Annotated in this window: 13 protein-coding genes; 7 read left to right on the top strand and 6 right to left on the bottom strand. The window is 39.7% G+C overall.

All coding sequences use genetic code 11. The features are described from left to right. Positions 1-36 precede the first annotated feature (36 nt). Positions 37-570, bottom strand: a complete 534-nt coding sequence (locus V7K53_RS05660; RefSeq protein ID WP_335196642.1) for a DUF4330 domain-containing protein — start codon at positions 568-570, stop codon at positions 37-39. Positions 571-963: 393 nt separating this feature from the next. On the opposite strand from V7K53_RS05660, the gene V7K53_RS05655 reads away from it, so the two are divergent. Then, a complete protein-coding gene (locus tag V7K53_RS05655) occupies positions 964-1,827 on the top strand; it encodes a M48 family metallopeptidase (RefSeq protein WP_335196641.1) in 864 nt (287 codons plus the stop codon). 128 nt (positions 1,828-1,955) lie between these two features. Here the strand turns inward: V7K53_RS05655 and V7K53_RS05650 are convergent, their stop codons facing one another. After that, positions 1,956-2,711, bottom strand: coding sequence for a metallophosphoesterase family protein (locus V7K53_RS05650; RefSeq protein ID WP_335196640.1), 756 nt, complete (start codon positions 2,709-2,711; stop codon positions 1,956-1,958). Between the two features lie 272 nt (positions 2,712-2,983). Here V7K53_RS05650 and V7K53_RS05645 point away from each other — a divergent pair, with 272 nt between their 5' ends. Further along, positions 2,984-3,268: a DUF2470 domain-containing protein gene (locus V7K53_RS05645; protein ID WP_335196639.1), complete on the top strand. Its 285-nt coding sequence runs from the start codon at positions 2,984-2,986 to the stop codon at positions 3,266-3,268. Positions 3,269-3,483: 215 nt separating this feature from the next. Here V7K53_RS05645 and V7K53_RS05640 read toward each other — a convergent pair whose 3' ends face one another. Beyond that, a complete protein-coding gene (locus tag V7K53_RS05640; RefSeq protein ID WP_335196638.1) occupies positions 3,484-5,916 on the bottom strand; it encodes a hypothetical protein in 2,433 nt (810 codons plus the stop codon). Positions 5,917-6,088: 172 nt separating this feature from the next. Between V7K53_RS05640 and V7K53_RS05635 the strand changes: the two genes are divergently transcribed. From V7K53_RS05635 to V7K53_RS05620, 4 genes are all read left to right on the top strand, one after another. Continuing rightward, the gene (locus tag V7K53_RS05635; protein WP_335196637.1) at positions 6,089-7,438 is read left to right on the top strand and encodes a glutamine synthetase family protein; all 1,350 of its coding nucleotides are present in this window, start codon (positions 6,089-6,091) and stop codon (positions 7,436-7,438) included. 27 nt (positions 7,439-7,465) lie between these two features. Further along, the gene (locus tag V7K53_RS05630) at positions 7,466-8,605 is read left to right on the top strand and encodes an amidohydrolase family protein (protein WP_335196636.1); all 1,140 of its coding nucleotides are present in this window, start codon (positions 7,466-7,468) and stop codon (positions 8,603-8,605) included. Positions 8,606-9,322: 717 nt separating this feature from the next. Then, positions 9,323-10,492, top strand: a complete 1,170-nt coding sequence (locus V7K53_RS05625; RefSeq protein ID WP_335196634.1) for a glycosyltransferase family 4 protein — start codon at positions 9,323-9,325, stop codon at positions 10,490-10,492. Between the two features lie 63 nt (positions 10,493-10,555). Then, positions 10,556-11,695: a glycosyltransferase family 4 protein gene (locus V7K53_RS05620; RefSeq protein WP_335196633.1), complete on the top strand. Its 1,140-nt coding sequence runs from the start codon at positions 10,556-10,558 to the stop codon at positions 11,693-11,695. A gap of 74 nt (positions 11,696-11,769) precedes the next feature. Here V7K53_RS05620 and V7K53_RS05615 read toward each other — a convergent pair whose 3' ends face one another. Then, on the bottom strand, positions 11,770-12,165 hold the full coding sequence (locus V7K53_RS05615) for a hypothetical protein (RefSeq protein WP_335196631.1): 396 nt from the start codon (positions 12,163-12,165) through the stop codon (positions 11,770-11,772). A gap of 426 nt (positions 12,166-12,591) precedes the next feature. Then, entirely contained in the window at positions 12,592-12,861 is a 270-nt protein-coding gene (locus V7K53_RS05610; RefSeq protein WP_069069307.1) for a hypothetical protein, read from the bottom strand. A gap of 571 nt (positions 12,862-13,432) precedes the next feature. Between V7K53_RS05610 and V7K53_RS05605 the strand changes: the two genes are divergently transcribed. Beyond that, positions 13,433-14,731 carry a cation:proton antiporter gene (locus tag V7K53_RS05605; RefSeq protein ID WP_335196630.1) on the top strand — a complete coding sequence of 433 codons (1,299 nt, stop codon included), beginning with the start codon at positions 13,433-13,435 and terminating at the stop codon, positions 14,729-14,731. Between the two features lie 141 nt (positions 14,732-14,872). On the opposite strand, the gene V7K53_RS05600 is transcribed toward V7K53_RS05605, so the two are convergent. Next, the gene (locus tag V7K53_RS05600) at positions 14,873-15,262 is read right to left on the bottom strand and encodes a hypothetical protein (protein WP_335196629.1); all 390 of its coding nucleotides are present in this window, start codon (positions 15,260-15,262) and stop codon (positions 14,873-14,875) included. Between the last annotated feature and the right edge of the window lie 199 nt (positions 15,263-15,461).

Genomic DNA, 15,461 nt, shown 5'->3' with positions numbered 1-15,461 from the left:
GATTGCTAGAGAAAATTATCAACAAAAGTGATAATACTATTTGTCTTTCAATCTTATATCAATGACAGTTGCATTGAAGTTGTAGTTAAAGCCTTCTAACTCAAATGGCATCCCAATTTTAACTTTACTGTTACCTAAAACTGGCCCGCTTTCAGTAACTTGGGCTTTGCCATCTAAAGTTAAAAGAAAATCTGTACTGTAATTGTTGCTCTTGGGATCTGGTAGTTCTTTAACAGTGCCATCAGGTTGGAAAACATTGACTGTTCTTGGTAGCTGTTGAATAGATTTAATTTCAATCTGTCCGTAGGGTTGATTGCGGATAATTACGTTGGTTTTCCCACCTTTTTTTAAACCATTGTCGATTAATTTTTCCGGGTCGCGTACATTCAAACCACGAACTACTAAGTCTACTTCTATGGGTACTGTTTTCGCCCCAACTTGGGCAACAGAACCAGAAGTGCCAGGAAAAACAAAGATGCCAAAGATAACTAGCAAAATTACTAGTAAAGCACCTAAATCTAGGAGATTTATTTTGCCAAACAAGCGACCTTTTGAATCTAAAATAGCCATAAAAAGTTTTCCGAGGTAATAGCGAAGTAATGGATTGTAGCCAGAAAGTTTTCGATGGAAACAGTAATTTTCCCTATTTGGTAATAACTCAAAGTATTCAAGGGTTGCAGTTATGCGACAGTTTATCACGAGTTCGTAATTTCCGAGGTACGGCAGCTAACCCTGAAACTTTTACCAGTTAATACTGACGCACTTAGAAAGTAAAATCTAGTTTTTAAGCCTATCTCTAGAGAGAATCCCTAGCCTTACGCAATTCGGTAGATTTGCATCAAGATTATCTGTATGACAACTCCTTTGGTCTTGAGTTAAGAATGCAACTTAGAATCCTCTAAATCCGTCTCATGATTTGTCCCCTCATTTTGTGTTCTCCCGAAATAATCTTCAGAGCGTATTATGTTCAATTGGAAAGGTTTTGCTGCAAATTACCGTGTATGGCGGCGTCGCTGGTTTTATCCCCTAATTTCAGTGGTAGTCGCCCTGAGTCTGTGCCTGAGTACACCCTTGCCTGGAAGAACTTTAGATTTCTTACCTCTTCTACTCCAAGGAGTTCAGGCATTTCAGCTTTCTAATATATCTCCTAATCAAGAAGTTGATCTTGGTAAGCAGATTAATCAGGAATTGGTCAGCAGTCAAGTCCGACTTTACCGCAATCCCGAAGTGAATCGTTATGTAGAACAAGTTGGTCGGCGTTTAGCAGCGAATAGCGATCGCCCCGATCTCCCCTATACTTTCCAGATAGTTGAGGATGACGCTATTAACGCCTTTGCGACCTTGGGCGGCTATGTATATGTCCACACGGGTTTGCTGAAAACCGCAGATAATGAAGCGGAACTGGCAAGTGTACTCGCCCATGAAATTGGTCACATTGGCGGCAAACACGTAGTCAAGCAGATGCAGCAAAAAGCCCTCGAAAGTGGTCTATTAACGGCGGCTGGCTTAGATCGAAATTCCGCAGTGCAAATTGGTGTACAGTTAGCGCGAGACTTACCACGCAGTCGTAAAAATGAATTTGAGGCCGATCAAAGAGGACTACGAACTTTGACACGCACTGGTTATGCCCAGTCAGCAATGGTCTCTTTTATGCAAAAGCTGCTGAAAAAGGGTGGTTCTAGTCCAACATTTTTGAGTACACACCCCGGAACCAGCGATCGCATTGATGCCCTCAGACGTGCAATTAACTCTCAACCTAGTAATGGAAAATCTGGCTTGGATAATGCTAGTTATAAAGCAAATATTCGACCATTAGCGAAGTCTTGAGGAAATTGGGAAAGAGGAGGCAGGGGGCAGTGTTTCGACTAGGCTCAACAACCAGGCAGGGGGCAGAAATTCTTGAATTTTGAATTTTGAATTTTGAATTGATTTCTCCCCCTCATTTCAAATATTCCTCAATTCCTATTGCGGCGATCGACTTTAATTTTGGCTGGATCAACTGTACTTACAACCTCTTCTAAAGGCAGGATACGGATATAGTTTTTAAAGATATTAACTTGATAAACCAACTGATTTGTGACATCTAGTCCAGTCAACCAGCCACTCCGGGGATGATAAGCGCCAGTATCTATGTCTAGCCATCCCTTTCCTTGGGCCAGTTTACCAGGAGAAACACCCGGCAGGGTAAAGGTAATGGTGTGACCGATGATAATTTGTTTATCTGGAAAGTAGGGTTTTTCAATGCTGTGAAATTCCTCTCGTATCCAGCACAGTTCATCGGCAGTTTGTTCTGTCACCGACTTGGAAGGGTCAACACCAGCATGAGTTAACCAAATATCCCCTAAGTCAAGGTATGTAGGCAAAGCTTTTAACCAATCCAGATGGTCATCAGGAATTGGAGCCTCTTGGTAACTGGCCACGGTAGCTTGCCCTCCACCAAACAGCCATGCTTGCATCGTCGAAGAGGAAGTCCTTTCATTCGTCAGAATGTTTAGTAACATCTGCTCGTGATTTCCCAACAAACATGAGTAGTTATTTTGCTTGACAAAATTAACTACTTGCGCACTATGAGGTCCGCGATCGATTAAGTCTCCCAGAAAATAGACTCGATCTTCTGACGTGGGGGCGATCGCCTCCAACAGTGTCATTAAACCTTCATAGTGTCCATGCACATCCCCAATTACAATTCGTCTGGGGCTAGTTTCGCTCATTGTCTCTTAGCTGCAATAGTTTTGGCTAATACTTCTGCTACAGTTTACGCTGTCTGGTTTCCGCAATGAAAGGTAAAAATACTGGATAATGCTTATTTTAATTTTATTTTTGTACGAGTAATAAACTTAACTTATCAAATATATACAACGACAATTGTTTTTCAGATATAACTTATAATATCGATGGCGTAAGACTAGGTTTTTCTGCTAATTTAAATTACTTAGACGAAAATTTAGGCTCTTGCCATATTCATAAGTTTCAACTTTTCACAATGTCTAATGGTTTCTCTGCTGAAATTAGTTCGCGCATCTGCAAACACATGAATGACGATCATGCTGATGCTGTAGTTATTTATGCTAAAGCTTTTGGTGGTGTCACAGATGCGATCGCAGCCGAAATGCTGTCAATTGATGCACAGGGTATGGATTTAACAGCGCAAGTCAATGGGGAAACTGTACCAGTTCGCATTCAATTCGATCGTGTTTTAGTAGATGCGGAAGATGCTCATCAAACTCTGATTGCAATGGTGAAGCAAGCGCGGGTAAAGGCTAACTAGGAAATGACAAAATAATTGACACTAAATCTGCGATACATTTAATCACATATTTTTGTACATATAGCAATACTAGACTGGGGAAAGGTTAAAGGGGAAGGGAAAATTCCATAGCTTTACCCCTTCCCCCTTTCCCTTTTCCCCAAACCAAATTCCAGTTTAAAATTCTTAACCTAACAGTATTGAAAGCTGTGTTACGTCGTAATTACCGTAAATACTCACCCCGCCAGCCGATACATAATCACTTTTCCTTTCCAATTTTCTTCTACAAATACCAGATGCTCACCATTGGAACGCCGAAAAGCGCGAATACCGTAGGGTATATCAATCCAGCCACTTTCGCTGCCAACTTCTGGGCCTGGTTTTAACTGTTGTACTTGCGCTCCCGTCTTGGCATTGTAGACATATACCTCTGCGGTTTTGACTGTCACGGCAAATACATAGTCTCCCGCCACACTGATTGCTGCTGTAGACACTTCACGCTTCCCGGTGCTGTCATAGGGTATTACAATCCGCCATTTGGGAGTACGATTTCCTTTACTCCAATTGTCAAAACGGGCAATCTCAGATCCAGAAACTCCAGCATCGTCACCAAATGCAGGGCGATCTACCGTAAAGCCTGACAAATACATACTATCTGTTTCTGGGAAATATTCGATCCGCCGCAAGTCGTTAAATATTTTGGGAGTAGTTTGCTTTTCCATCGAACTATAGCTGTAGATGGGGTTGCCTTTAGGATCTATTCCCTGTAGAGGATAGTGTCGAATACCATTTTCTGTTCGCAAAGCTTTCCAAACATCTCCTTTACTGTCTACCCACCAACCGCCTAGATGAGGATAATCTTTGCTGCGATCGTATTCGTTTTTTTCAAATTTGCCATTACCGTTGCGATCGCGCCAGATCCATTCCCCTTGTTCTGGTTGATGTGGTGGCCAATTTCCGGTAATAAATGGTTTATCTGCGCCATTAGTACCGACAAACATGCCGGCGGGGATGGCAACTTTACCATCAGTGGCGGGATTAAAACGATAGATTTGCAGAAAGCTGTTATACATATCTGTGAGGAACAAAAACCGCTTCCCTTGGATACGGCGAACAAAGGTTCCATCTGGCGATGTATGCAGACGTGGATCTTGAGGATATTTGAAAGGATTTAAGGTGTAGGCTTTGTAATTCCATTGCTTACCGGCAGCCTTACTGTAATCCATCAAATAGTGTTCTTGTTTGGTGAACAAATCTACACCATCAGTTTTAGGATCGGCATCTGCATTATCGACGAATATCAATCCCAGCGATCGCCACATTAGTTTTCCCGATGGCGAAAATTTCCGCAAATCTGTTCCTGATTTGTTGAAACCATTACTATTTATATAGATATTGCCGGAAGCATCTGTACCGACTCCGGTAAGTCCGTAAAGTTTCAAATCTCGAACTTCACCAGGAACTCCTGCATAGATACCGCCTTTAGAACCAAAACTACTCACCTGCACTGGTCGATCTTTGATCTCATAAGTCAACATTTGCTGACGCGGGCCATTTTCTGCTATTAACAGCTTACCTTTACGATCAATAGCGATCGCAGTCGGTTCGACAATATCTGCAATCTGTTGGGGCAATTGCTTTCCACTTTGGGAATAATGGAGAATCTTGGCAGGCTTACTACCATTTTTATTTTGGATAATCCACAGATTTTTTTGTGGATCGATAGTTATTGCTCCCGGATTAGCAACGGTAAAGCTGCGAAGTTCCTTCATCGTATCAGTATCATAAACACGAATCTGGTTAGCAGCAGAATCACTCACATACAACTCGCTTCCCACAGTTGCTAATCCAGTGACTTCACTTTTAGTACTGGTAATCAACATACTTTTATCCCAACCACGCCCATTCGGAAACGGCGCAGGTTTTCCTGATAAGTCATAGCGTCTAACGCTATACCAAGTTGTTCCTTCTGGTGGATAATCTTCTTTTGTATCGCCCCTGGAACCTTGAGTCATGGCAATGTAAACATATTTACTATTTGCGGTTACAGCTTTGCCACCGCCACGACTCCAGCCGTGAGTATCCCCAAGAGCAGCAATAACTTTACCATCTTTATATATTCCTGCCTCCATTGCAGCCTCATCCCAATGGCTGTTAGTATAAACTGTGCCATCAGGAGCAACATACATGGCCTCAATATTGTTTTGTATCCGCAGATTTCCACTGCCAATAGTATTACCTATCCACGATGTTTTGTAGTTAAGCGCGGGTGTTTCAGTATTGTTTTGTACCCGCAGACTTTCACTATTATTTATTGACGATATTTTGTGTGTAAGTGTGGGTATTTCAGTATTGTTTTGTACCCACATATTTTCGCTGCCAATAGTATTATTTATTGACGATGTTTTGTGTGTAAACGTAGGTATTTTAGTATTATCTTGTACCCGCAGATTTTCACTGCCAATAGTATTATGTGTAAGCGTGCGTGTTCCAGTTGTCGCCCAGTCTGTGGTAATTCCAAGGGTAGTAACAATAACTCCAATAGTCAGACTGAGTAAAAATTTGAAAGTTTTATTTCTTTGTAAATATCTAGTATTAGATAATTTTTTGATGTGCTGATTGAGATATTGACGTAGTTTTTTTAACTGCGTCAGTAATTTATTTATCATATAATTTTCAGGTTTTAATTATTTATATACAATCATTGTTTATGAAATCCGTAAAAAAATATAACTATTTTGAAGTGGCTAAGATACCGTCTATGTATGGACACGGCATCTGATATCACTCTGCTATAAATTTCATGAGAAAATAACAGAGTAAAAATAAAAATAACTAGCAATGGCTGAAAAAAATAACTTTAAAAAAATACGAAAATATCTTGAAGGAGCTGATGTTAAATTTGTGCGAGTTCTTTGGTGCGATAATGCTAATATTATCCGTGGCAAAGCTGTGCATCTGGGAATGTTAGCTCACTACTTTGAACATGGAGTAGGGATTTCTGTAGGGCAGCAGGGAGTTCCCGTTATGTATGATGCAGTTGTGCCAGAAACAAATTTAGGGCCAGTAGGTGAAATTTGCTTAGTCCCAGATTGGTCTAGCCTCAAGCCTTTACCTTATAGTCCTGGTCATGCTCGTGTTATGGGCAATATGATACTAGATCGTGCTGCTTGGGGATTATGCCCGCGAAACTTCTTGAAGCGGATGATTGCGGCAGCTAAATCAATCGGTTGGGAAGTACGAGCAGCCTTTGAAAATGAGTTTTATTTACTACGGCAAACACCTGATGGCATCATTCCGGCGGACTCCACAGTTTTTGCTTCAACTCAGGCAATGGATCTCCACCGCGAAGTAATTGATGAAATCGCTGATGCACTTATTGCCCAAGGTATACCTGTTGAACAATATTATCCTGAATCAGGCCCAGGTCAGCAGGAAATTACCATGCGCTATACGGATGCTTTACAAGCAGCTGACTGGCAAATTGCTTTTCGAGAAACTGTCAGAGCGATCGCAAAACGCCACAACCTCATCGCTTCATTTTTACCCAAAATTTTCCCGGATGCAGCGGGTAGTGGTTGTCATATCCATCTAAGCCTTTGGCATAGGGAGAAAAATTTATTACCCGATCCTCAGAGTATCTATGGTCTTTCTGAGGTGGCATTACAATTTATCGCTGGTATCCTACACCATCTACCAGCACTGATGGCACTAACTACCCCAAGTACTAATTCTTATCGTCGTATTCTTCCTCATAGTTGGAGTGGTGCTTTCCGTTGTTGGGGATTAGATAATCGGGAGGCAGCCGTTAGAGTCCCTAGTAACCCTGCTTTGGGCTGTCCCAGCCACTTTGAATTGAAAACTGTAGATGCCTCAGCTAATCCTTACTTAGCTTTAGGAGCAGCGATCGCAGCCGGACTTGATGGTGTGCAGCACAGTCTCACACCACCAAACCCAGTCAATCAAGACCCCGGATATTTATCAATTGAAGAACGCAGCGCTAATGAAATAGACCCATTGCCAAATAATTTGGGGCAAGCGATCGCTCACCTCCAGCAAGACGATATCCTATTAACAGCTTTAAATCCCCAGTTAGCCAAAGCATTCTTAGCAGTGCGTCAAGCAGAGTGGCAAGCAATGAAAGATTGGGAATTAACGGCAGAAGTGAAAGCATTATTAGAAAAATACTAGCAACCCACTCTCTACTCCCGACTAAAAATGAATCTGGCTGATATTCCCTTAATTGACCAACACGCCCACAATATCTTAAAACCAGAAGTAGCTGCCCAGTCTCCTTATGCAGCTGCCTTTACTGAAGGCTACGATCCAGAAATAATTAACTACCATGCCCGTCATACCTTCTTTTATCGGCGTAGCTTGCGCGAGATTGCCGCTTTATTGAACTGCAAAGCTGAAGAAACAGCAATTTTGGCACGGCGGGAAAGTCTAGGATTAGAAGAACTAACGCAGATTTATTTTCGGGCTGCTAACTTAGAGGCGATTTACTTAGATGATGGTTTGCAGCCAGAAACTATCCTACCTCTGTCGTGGCATGAAAGGTTTATTCCTGTGCGACGGATTCTGAGATTAGAACTATTAGCAGAACAGTTAATTCTGCAATCTCCTGATTTTGCTACTTTCCTAGCCAGATTCAACAGTGAACTCGATCCCCCACCGCTGGGAGTAGTAGCTTTTAAAAGTATTGCCTGTTACCGGAGTGGTTTGGATATTCAATCGGTAACTGACGAGGTAGCGGCGGCTAACTTTGAAAACCTCAAGCAACAACTGCACAATCAACCTCTGCGACTGATAGATAAACCGCTGATTGATTTTTTGTTACAACAGGCATTATTAGTAGCAGCAAAATATCGCTTACCAGTGCAATTTCATACTGGCTACGGCGATCCTAGCTTGGATTTACGATTAGCTAATCCTCTAAATCTGCGATATTTACTAGAGTTACCGCAGTATCGCCATGTACCGATAGTATTGCTACACGCTTCATATCCTTATATGCAGCAGGCTGGTTATTTAGCTTCTGTATATCCCCAAGTTTATCTAGATTTCGGTTTGGCAATACCCTTTTTAAGCGTATCTGGGATGCGGGAAGCAATCAAGCAAATGTTAGAATTAGCTCCCACTACTAAATTAATGTATTCTTCTGATGCCCACTCAATTCCAGAATTGTACTACTTGGGTGCAAAGTGGGGTCGTCAGGTTTTAGGAGAAGTGCTAGAGCAAGCAATTACAGATTCTGACATAACTGTAGCTGAAGCTGAGGCTATTTCTGTAGCAATTTTACGTGAAAATGCCTTAGCTCTCTACCAATCAGCGCACGAAAGAAATACTAAGCGTTAGCATTATTTATTCCCACAATCACTCTTGCTTTCAAATTTGGCTGAGATTTTTCGTTGAACAGAGTGATTGAAGAACGATATATAAGTAGCAAATTATTTTTTATTTTACATAAGCTTTATATAGCTACCCTGATTCTTTAAATTTTCAGTTAATATCTTTAAAAGATTATTTAAGCTTGACTTTATCCAAAATTAAGAACTTGGTTTTATTTATCCGGTAAAAATTCTAGATTTCTGGTAAATATTTTTTCCATGTCACAGATATCGATGAAATTAAAAAAGTAAACCTCCCTTCCCACAAAGGTTTCAGCTTAGGCGTTCGTGCAACGACTCCGCAGGAGTATCGCGTTGCCACAAAAATGGATATAGTCAAGTTAAGGTATTAATATTTACTTGTTTTGAAATCAGAATGGTAAATATTAATACAAAAATATTCTATATTTATTAATTTATAGCAGTTTTTTTCTCTCTCCATACAGCATTCAAGTTGTTGAGTTGAGAAGTATCATATATATCTATCTCGGTGTTATCTAGTTAATAAAAATACAGCTTTAATTCCTTGTTGACGTTGATATATAAATAGTTTATAAATTGGTTTTCTATACAAAAATTATTATTGGTAATGTGTATTCATAAATTCTATTGATTCAGGTTTGCATACAGATATAAAAGCGCACAGATGTGCGCCTGTTTTAGTATATTTATAGGAGATAAATTAGTGGAATATAAACTAGAAAACTTTACTTCTTCATCTGCATCTATTCTCACTCTGGGATTAGGCTGGTTTCCCAAAAGTCCCGGAGGACTGGAAAGGTATATTTATGAGCTAACTCATAAATTAGCAGCAAATCAAGACCAGATTGAATTATGCGGAGTTGGTCTACCAGAGACTGAGACAAATTCGCCGATTAAGCTGACTAACTTGGCGAGTCCCGATAGTGCAATTTGGAAAAGATTATGGTCAATTCGCACGAACTTTCAGAAAACAAGAACTAGCAAACCAGATGCTATTAATTTGCACTTTGCATTATACAGCTTTCCTCTTTTAGATATTTTGCCAAAAGGAGTACCAGTTACTTTTAACTTTCATGGCCCTTGGGCTTCTGAGAGTCAGCAAGAGGTAGTTAATAAAAACCTCAGTCTTTTAATCAAGCATTGGCTAATCGAACAAAACACTTATAATCGCTGCGATCGCTTCATTGTTTTGAGCAAAGCTTTTGGTAAAATTCTACATGATAAATATCAAGTACCGTGGAGCAAAATTAATATTATTCCCGGTGGAGTTGATATTAATTGGTTTCAACCAAATTTATCACGCCAGGAAGCTTGTGCAAAGCTAGGCTGGCCTAGTAATCGCCCGATTATATTTACATCACGCCGCTTAGTACATCGAACCGGAGTTGATAAATTATTGCAAGCTCTGGCTATAATTAAGCCCAGAATACCAGATGTTTGGCTAGCGATCGCAGGTCGTGGTCACATCCAAGCTGCACTACAACAACAGGCTACAGAATTAGGACTAGATGACAACGTTAAGTTTTTAGGTTTTCTCCCTGATAAGCAATTGCCTATAGCTTATCAAGCAGCTGAATTAACTATTATGCCTAGTCAATCTTTTGAAGGATTTGGATTAGTAATAGTTGAGTCTCTAGCCTGTGGTACTCCTGTTTTATGTACTCCTGTTGGGGGAATGCCAGAAATTTTATCAGAATTTTCACCCGATTTGATTACGACTTCAACAGACGCTTTAGCTATTGCTGAAAAATTAGAACAAGTACTTTTGGGAAATATCCCCATACCTTCACGATCGGACTGTCGCCAGTACGCCACCACACATTACGACTGGAATCAAATTGCCCAGCAAGTCCGGAATGTTTTATTAACTTAAACAAGTAAGTTTAATAAATTCTAGGGGCACTACACGAGCAAAATTAGATAAAATAGAGGTTGAATGAGAATTCTTTTCTTAGATCAAAGCGGTAAACCAGGCGGTGCCGAATTATGTTTGATAGATATTGCTAAACCTTATGGCGATCGCGCTTTGGTAGGTTTATTTGCAGACGGCTCGTTCAAAGATTTACTACAACAAAATAATATCCCAGTAGAAGTTCTCGCAACTCAAGCAATCCAAGTTCGCAAAGAAAGCAGTTTACTACAAGGATTGAAGAGTTTGGGACAACTTGCACCTCTGATTACTAAGGTAGTAAAAAAAGCGCGTGAATACGATTTAATCTATGCAAACACCCAAAAAGCATTAGTTGTCGGATCGTTGGCAAGTTTTTTTAGTCGTCGCCCTCTGGTTTATCATTTACATGATATTCTTTCCAAAGAACATTTTAGCCAAACAAATCTTCGCATTGCTATTAACTTAGCTAATCGTTTTGCATCATTAGTAATTGCTAATTCTCAAGCGAGTCAAACAGCCTTCGTACAAGCAGGAGGACGCTCAGATATCATCGAAGTTGTCTATAACGGCTTCAATCCAAAAAATTATCAAACTGATGAGTCTGATATTAAACAATTACAGCAACAGTTAGGATTAGAAGGTAAATTTATCGTTGGACACTTTAGCCGTCTTGCACCTTGGAAAGGACAGCATATTTTAATTGATGCTCTGGCTAAATGTCCGCAAGAGGTGACAGTAATTTTAGTGGGTGATGCACTGTTTGGCGAACAAGATTATGTCCAAAAGTTACACCAACAAGTTAGTGAACTGGGATTAGAAAACCGCGTCAAATTCTTAGGATTTCGTTCTGATATTCCCCAATTAATGGCAGCATGTGACTTAGTGGCACATACTTCTACTTCGCCAGAACCCTTTGGTAGAGTGATTGTAGAGGGAATGCTATGTGGAAAACCTGTAGTTGCAGCCAAAGCTGGAGGTGCAATGGAATTAGTAGAACATGGACTTAATGGTTTTTTAGTGACACCAGGAAAACCCCAGGAACTTGCACAAGTAATTATCACTTGTTTACAGGAGACGGAAATAACTGCGACTATAGCCAATAATGCCCGAACTGCTGCTAGTCAGCGTTTTGATATTGCAACTATTAATCAGCAAATTTTCCAACTGCTATCCCACAAATTATAATTACTTTTCTAATTTGACAATCATCGATTTTATTTGGATAACCCCAGATTCACATCTGGGGTTTATAGTTGTGATTACAAACCAACTAATTCACGAGACTCAAAATCAGAGAGTTGTTGAGCGATCGCTAATCTTGCTTCCAACTTAGCTACACTAAACTGGTTACGCAGATATTCCAAATGAGCGATCGCATTTGCTTTATCGACAGTTAATCGAATTTGGGTATCTATTGCCTTTTGATATTCCTGATTTACAAGCAGCACCTCAAAGCGGCGAGCCTTGCGTTGAGCATCATTTTTCAAATCCATCTCAAAGGCGGCGGTGCGGTCTGCATTGCCTTCAAATCGGTTAACTTGGTGCTGCACTGCCATCAACTGAGAATCTATTTCATTAGCCCGTTGAGCAGCTTGTGCGATGCCTTCGGCAAGGGCTTCGCCCAACGCAGCTGGATAATGACTCAGTTGCATCATTTAATAATTTTCCTCTAAGGTCAAAAATGTAGTGTTTAAGTATAAGACTAACTCTTGAATCCATTTACCAAAAGGCTGTCACAGAGCAGTTTTACACTAAAATCAGCTTGGTGGAAGCTATATACATATTATAGCCAAAATTTACTCAATTAGGGGAGGAAAAGCGATGTCTGAAGTGCAGGTATGCTAATTATTTTCCACTAATTATTTACAGTCATTTTCCTAAAAATTAGCAAAAATCAAGTTCAAATAAACTATCAAAATATTTTAAATTTAAACCTCATTCATGTTTATACAGAGTATTTCAGGTAAATGAAGTACACGGGTAGGGGCACAACATATTGTGCCCCTACGATTATCTGCGGATAAGAAGAGTAAGCCTGCTTATACAGGCTTATTATTTTCTGCTAAATTCTGCACTGTAGCTCAAGCCGCTTCCCGCAGTTGTGGTTGTGAGGGCACACTCACCTCTGGAAATGAAAGCGAGAGTTGTTCGGCTTGAGGTACTGCCGCTTGCTGCAAAACTTGAACTTCAATATTCACGCTGACCAAATAACTACCTGTATCAGCACCAACTGCTTCGGCAATTAGTTTAGCAATGTCTGGGCGTTTGGCAGTCAGCGGGTCACGTAAAATACACCGATCCCATTCATGCTTGGCAGTCGGATTGAGGTTGAGAATATAATGCTTCATCATCGAACTAACCCTTGAATCCATCTTCCAGAAGGTTTTCACAGAGCCATTATGCATTTGGCTAGGCTTTGTGGACGCTATATCTATTATAGTATATTTGTACTAAATTGGCCGATATCTGAGTCAGAAAGTAGGAAATATATCATATCCGTCCAATTGGCTATATTCCCTAATCTATGCAGAAAGCCCAAAAATCCCTTTAACTGAACACGATTAAGCTGTTCCACATTTAACTTGCATAATTAGCGTAGGCTTTTCGACCTATGCCACAAGAGTTATATAAATTTTGGATTAGATGTTGTTTAGCTTACAAACTATTCGTAAAAGCGTATAGGTGTGTCTTAGCTATATTCCCGTGTTACATCTGATTAGTTACAGCACTTTTAACAAATAATTAAAGCGCAATGTCTACGATGGGCAAAGCCAACGCCAAATTTATCTATTCCTTTCTTCTCCAATTTGGTGGTGTCTCTGAATTCCTAATCCCAGAAAATCTGCCCATAGGTAAATTCTAATACAAAGGTATTGCAACTAAGCTTACAAAGCAACACCTTATATTTATGTAAATCGTCATATGGTAGATATCTATATTATTGACCTATTTGTGATTGGTCTACTTTTGCTGATGGTAACTTTAGGGTCAGGTTGGATTACTCGTTTACCCCTTTCTTTTGCCATCATCTACCTAGTGGTTGGTATTTTTCTAGGCCCTTATGGCTTAGGGCTGATTCAATTACGTAGGGATGACGTTTTTAACACCGAACTGCTGGAGAAAATAACAGAACTTGTAGTAATTATTTCTGTATTTAGTTGCGGCTTAAGAATTGTTCGGCCTCTAAAGTTGGGGGTTTGGGATATTACGGTGCGATTGATTCTATTTTTGATGCCAATTTCAATTTTTGCTCTGGCTGTTGTGGGTAAATTGTTTTTAGGCATGAATTGGGGAGAAGCAATTTTATTAGGAGCGATTCTCGCACCTACCGATCCAGTATTAGCATCAGAAGTACAACTGACCAGTGCAAATGACCAAGATGAGTTGAGATTTGGTTTAACTTCTGAAGGTGGGTTAAATGATGCTTTAGCTTTTCCCTTTGTTTATTTTGGCATTCATGCCTTAGAAGATGACAACTGGAGTAACTGGTTTCAACAGTGGATTACAGTTGATTTAATATGGGCGATCGCATCTGGCATTATTATGGGAATTGTTGTTGCCAAATCTATAGTTTGGATTGAAAAAAAAGTTCAAAAACGCCGTCCTACCGATGAGTTAATGGAAGATTTTATTGCTATCAGCACAATTTTAATAACTTATTCATTAACAGAAATGGTTAATGGCTATGGATTTTTGGCGGTATTTGTTGCTGGGTTAGTTGTTCAACGCAGTTACAGGAATTCTGAAAAACCGATAGAACAATTAGAATTTGTTGAGCAAGTAGAAAAGCTGCTAGAAGTAGGGACAATTTTACTATTAGGTTCAATACTATTATTGAAACCAATGCTTAATTATGCTATGCAATCTGTGTTAGTGATAATTTTGTTATTCTTTATCGTCAGACCTTTAGGAGTTTGGATTAGCACAATAGGTAAACGTCCTCTAGATTCACGCCGCCGAACCTTCCACCCAGGAACTCGGTTGTTATTTGGATGGTTTGGTATTCGCGGTGTTGGTTCTTTATATTATCTAGCTTATGCCTTTGGTCATGGCTTGAAAGGTGAAGCAGCCGAACAAATTGCTTGGATAACTTACACTACTATTGTTGCCTCGGTCATTGTGCATGGAATTAGTGCAACTCCATTAATGAAGTGGTATGAGCGCAATTTTGCTAACAAGAAAAAAACTACTACTCCGACTACAATAGACGAATTTGAGTAAAAGCCATTTTTGTATGTAGCGACTGTCTTAAAAGTCGCTACAGTTTAATTGTCTGAACCTTACTCCCAATTTAAGAGGCAGTTTTAGTCTTAAATTCCCATTTCTGTTGTAATAAAGGTGTTAGGATTAGGTCTATATTCCCTATTTACCTGTCACTTTTTCAATAACTTCTTTCGCTTTTTCGCCAAAACTTTCTGGGGGATTTTGTTTTTGTTCAGCCTTCAAATTTCTTTCGTAAGTCTTCTCTATAGTAGTAAGATTTTTTGAATCTTTTATTGCTTGCTCATAAGCTTTTTGTCTGTCTTCTTCTTGAATGCCAACACCTGGATCGTATTCGTTAGCACGATTAATTTTTTCTTCAGAATTTGGTTTATACTCTGGAGGTACTAGTTTTAATTCTTCAAGAGTAGTTGCATAACTACTTTGCTGAACAAAAATGAAGGAACCTGTCAAGCTGATGAAAACCATCAAACCAACAACCAAAAAGCTTGAACGTAATGCTTGTTTTAAACTTAATAGAATTTTTTGCATGAAAAAAATCTCCTAATTTTTTGTGATGAGCTTTTTTAGGTAGAAGATAGGTTAGATATCTTAGGCTCACAGGCATCCTAAGTGTTTAGGTACAGTTCTTTCTTCTATCTCAAGGTATATTAATTTTTAGCTAGGGTAATCTTATTCACAAGACTAAAATCCCCGACTTCTCTAAAAAGTCGGGGATCTCGTTGTTCAC

Source organism: Nostoc sp., from assembly GCF_036917355.1.
In the GTDB taxonomy this organism is placed as follows: Bacteria; Cyanobacteriota; Cyanobacteriia; order Cyanobacteriales; family Nostocaceae; genus Nostoc.
This window is presented reverse-complemented; position numbering and strand designations above follow the sequence as displayed.

Coding starts and splice junctions, on each gene's coding strand:
- V7K53_RS05635 (WP_335196637.1), top strand. CDS start 6,089: ATGGCTGAAAAAAATAACTTTAAAAAAATACGAAAATATCTTGAAGGA.
- V7K53_RS05655 (WP_335196641.1), top strand. CDS start 964: ATGTTCAATTGGAAAGGTTTTGCTGCAAATTACCGTGTATGGCGGCGT.
- V7K53_RS05640 (WP_335196638.1), bottom strand. CDS start 5,916: ATGATAAATAAATTACTGACGCAGTTAAAAAAACTACGTCAATATCTC.
- V7K53_RS05610 (WP_069069307.1), bottom strand. CDS start 12,861: ATGATGAAGCATTATATTCTCAACCTCAATCCGACTGCCAAGCATGAA.
- V7K53_RS05615 (WP_335196631.1), bottom strand. CDS start 12,165: ATGATGCAACTGAGTCATTATCCAGCTGCGTTGGGCGAAGCCCTTGCC.
- V7K53_RS05600 (WP_335196629.1), bottom strand. CDS start 15,262: ATGCAAAAAATTCTATTAAGTTTAAAACAAGCATTACGTTCAAGCTTT.
- V7K53_RS05620 (WP_335196633.1), top strand. CDS start 10,556: ATGAGAATTCTTTTCTTAGATCAAAGCGGTAAACCAGGCGGTGCCGAA.
- V7K53_RS05605 (WP_335196630.1), top strand. CDS start 13,433: ATGGTAGATATCTATATTATTGACCTATTTGTGATTGGTCTACTTTTG.
- V7K53_RS05660 (WP_335196642.1), bottom strand. CDS start 570: ATGGCTATTTTAGATTCAAAAGGTCGCTTGTTTGGCAAAATAAATCTC.
- V7K53_RS05650 (WP_335196640.1), bottom strand. CDS start 2,711: ATGAGCGAAACTAGCCCCAGACGAATTGTAATTGGGGATGTGCATGGA.
- V7K53_RS05630 (WP_335196636.1), top strand. CDS start 7,466: ATGAATCTGGCTGATATTCCCTTAATTGACCAACACGCCCACAATATC.
- V7K53_RS05645 (WP_335196639.1), top strand. CDS start 2,984: ATGTCTAATGGTTTCTCTGCTGAAATTAGTTCGCGCATCTGCAAACAC.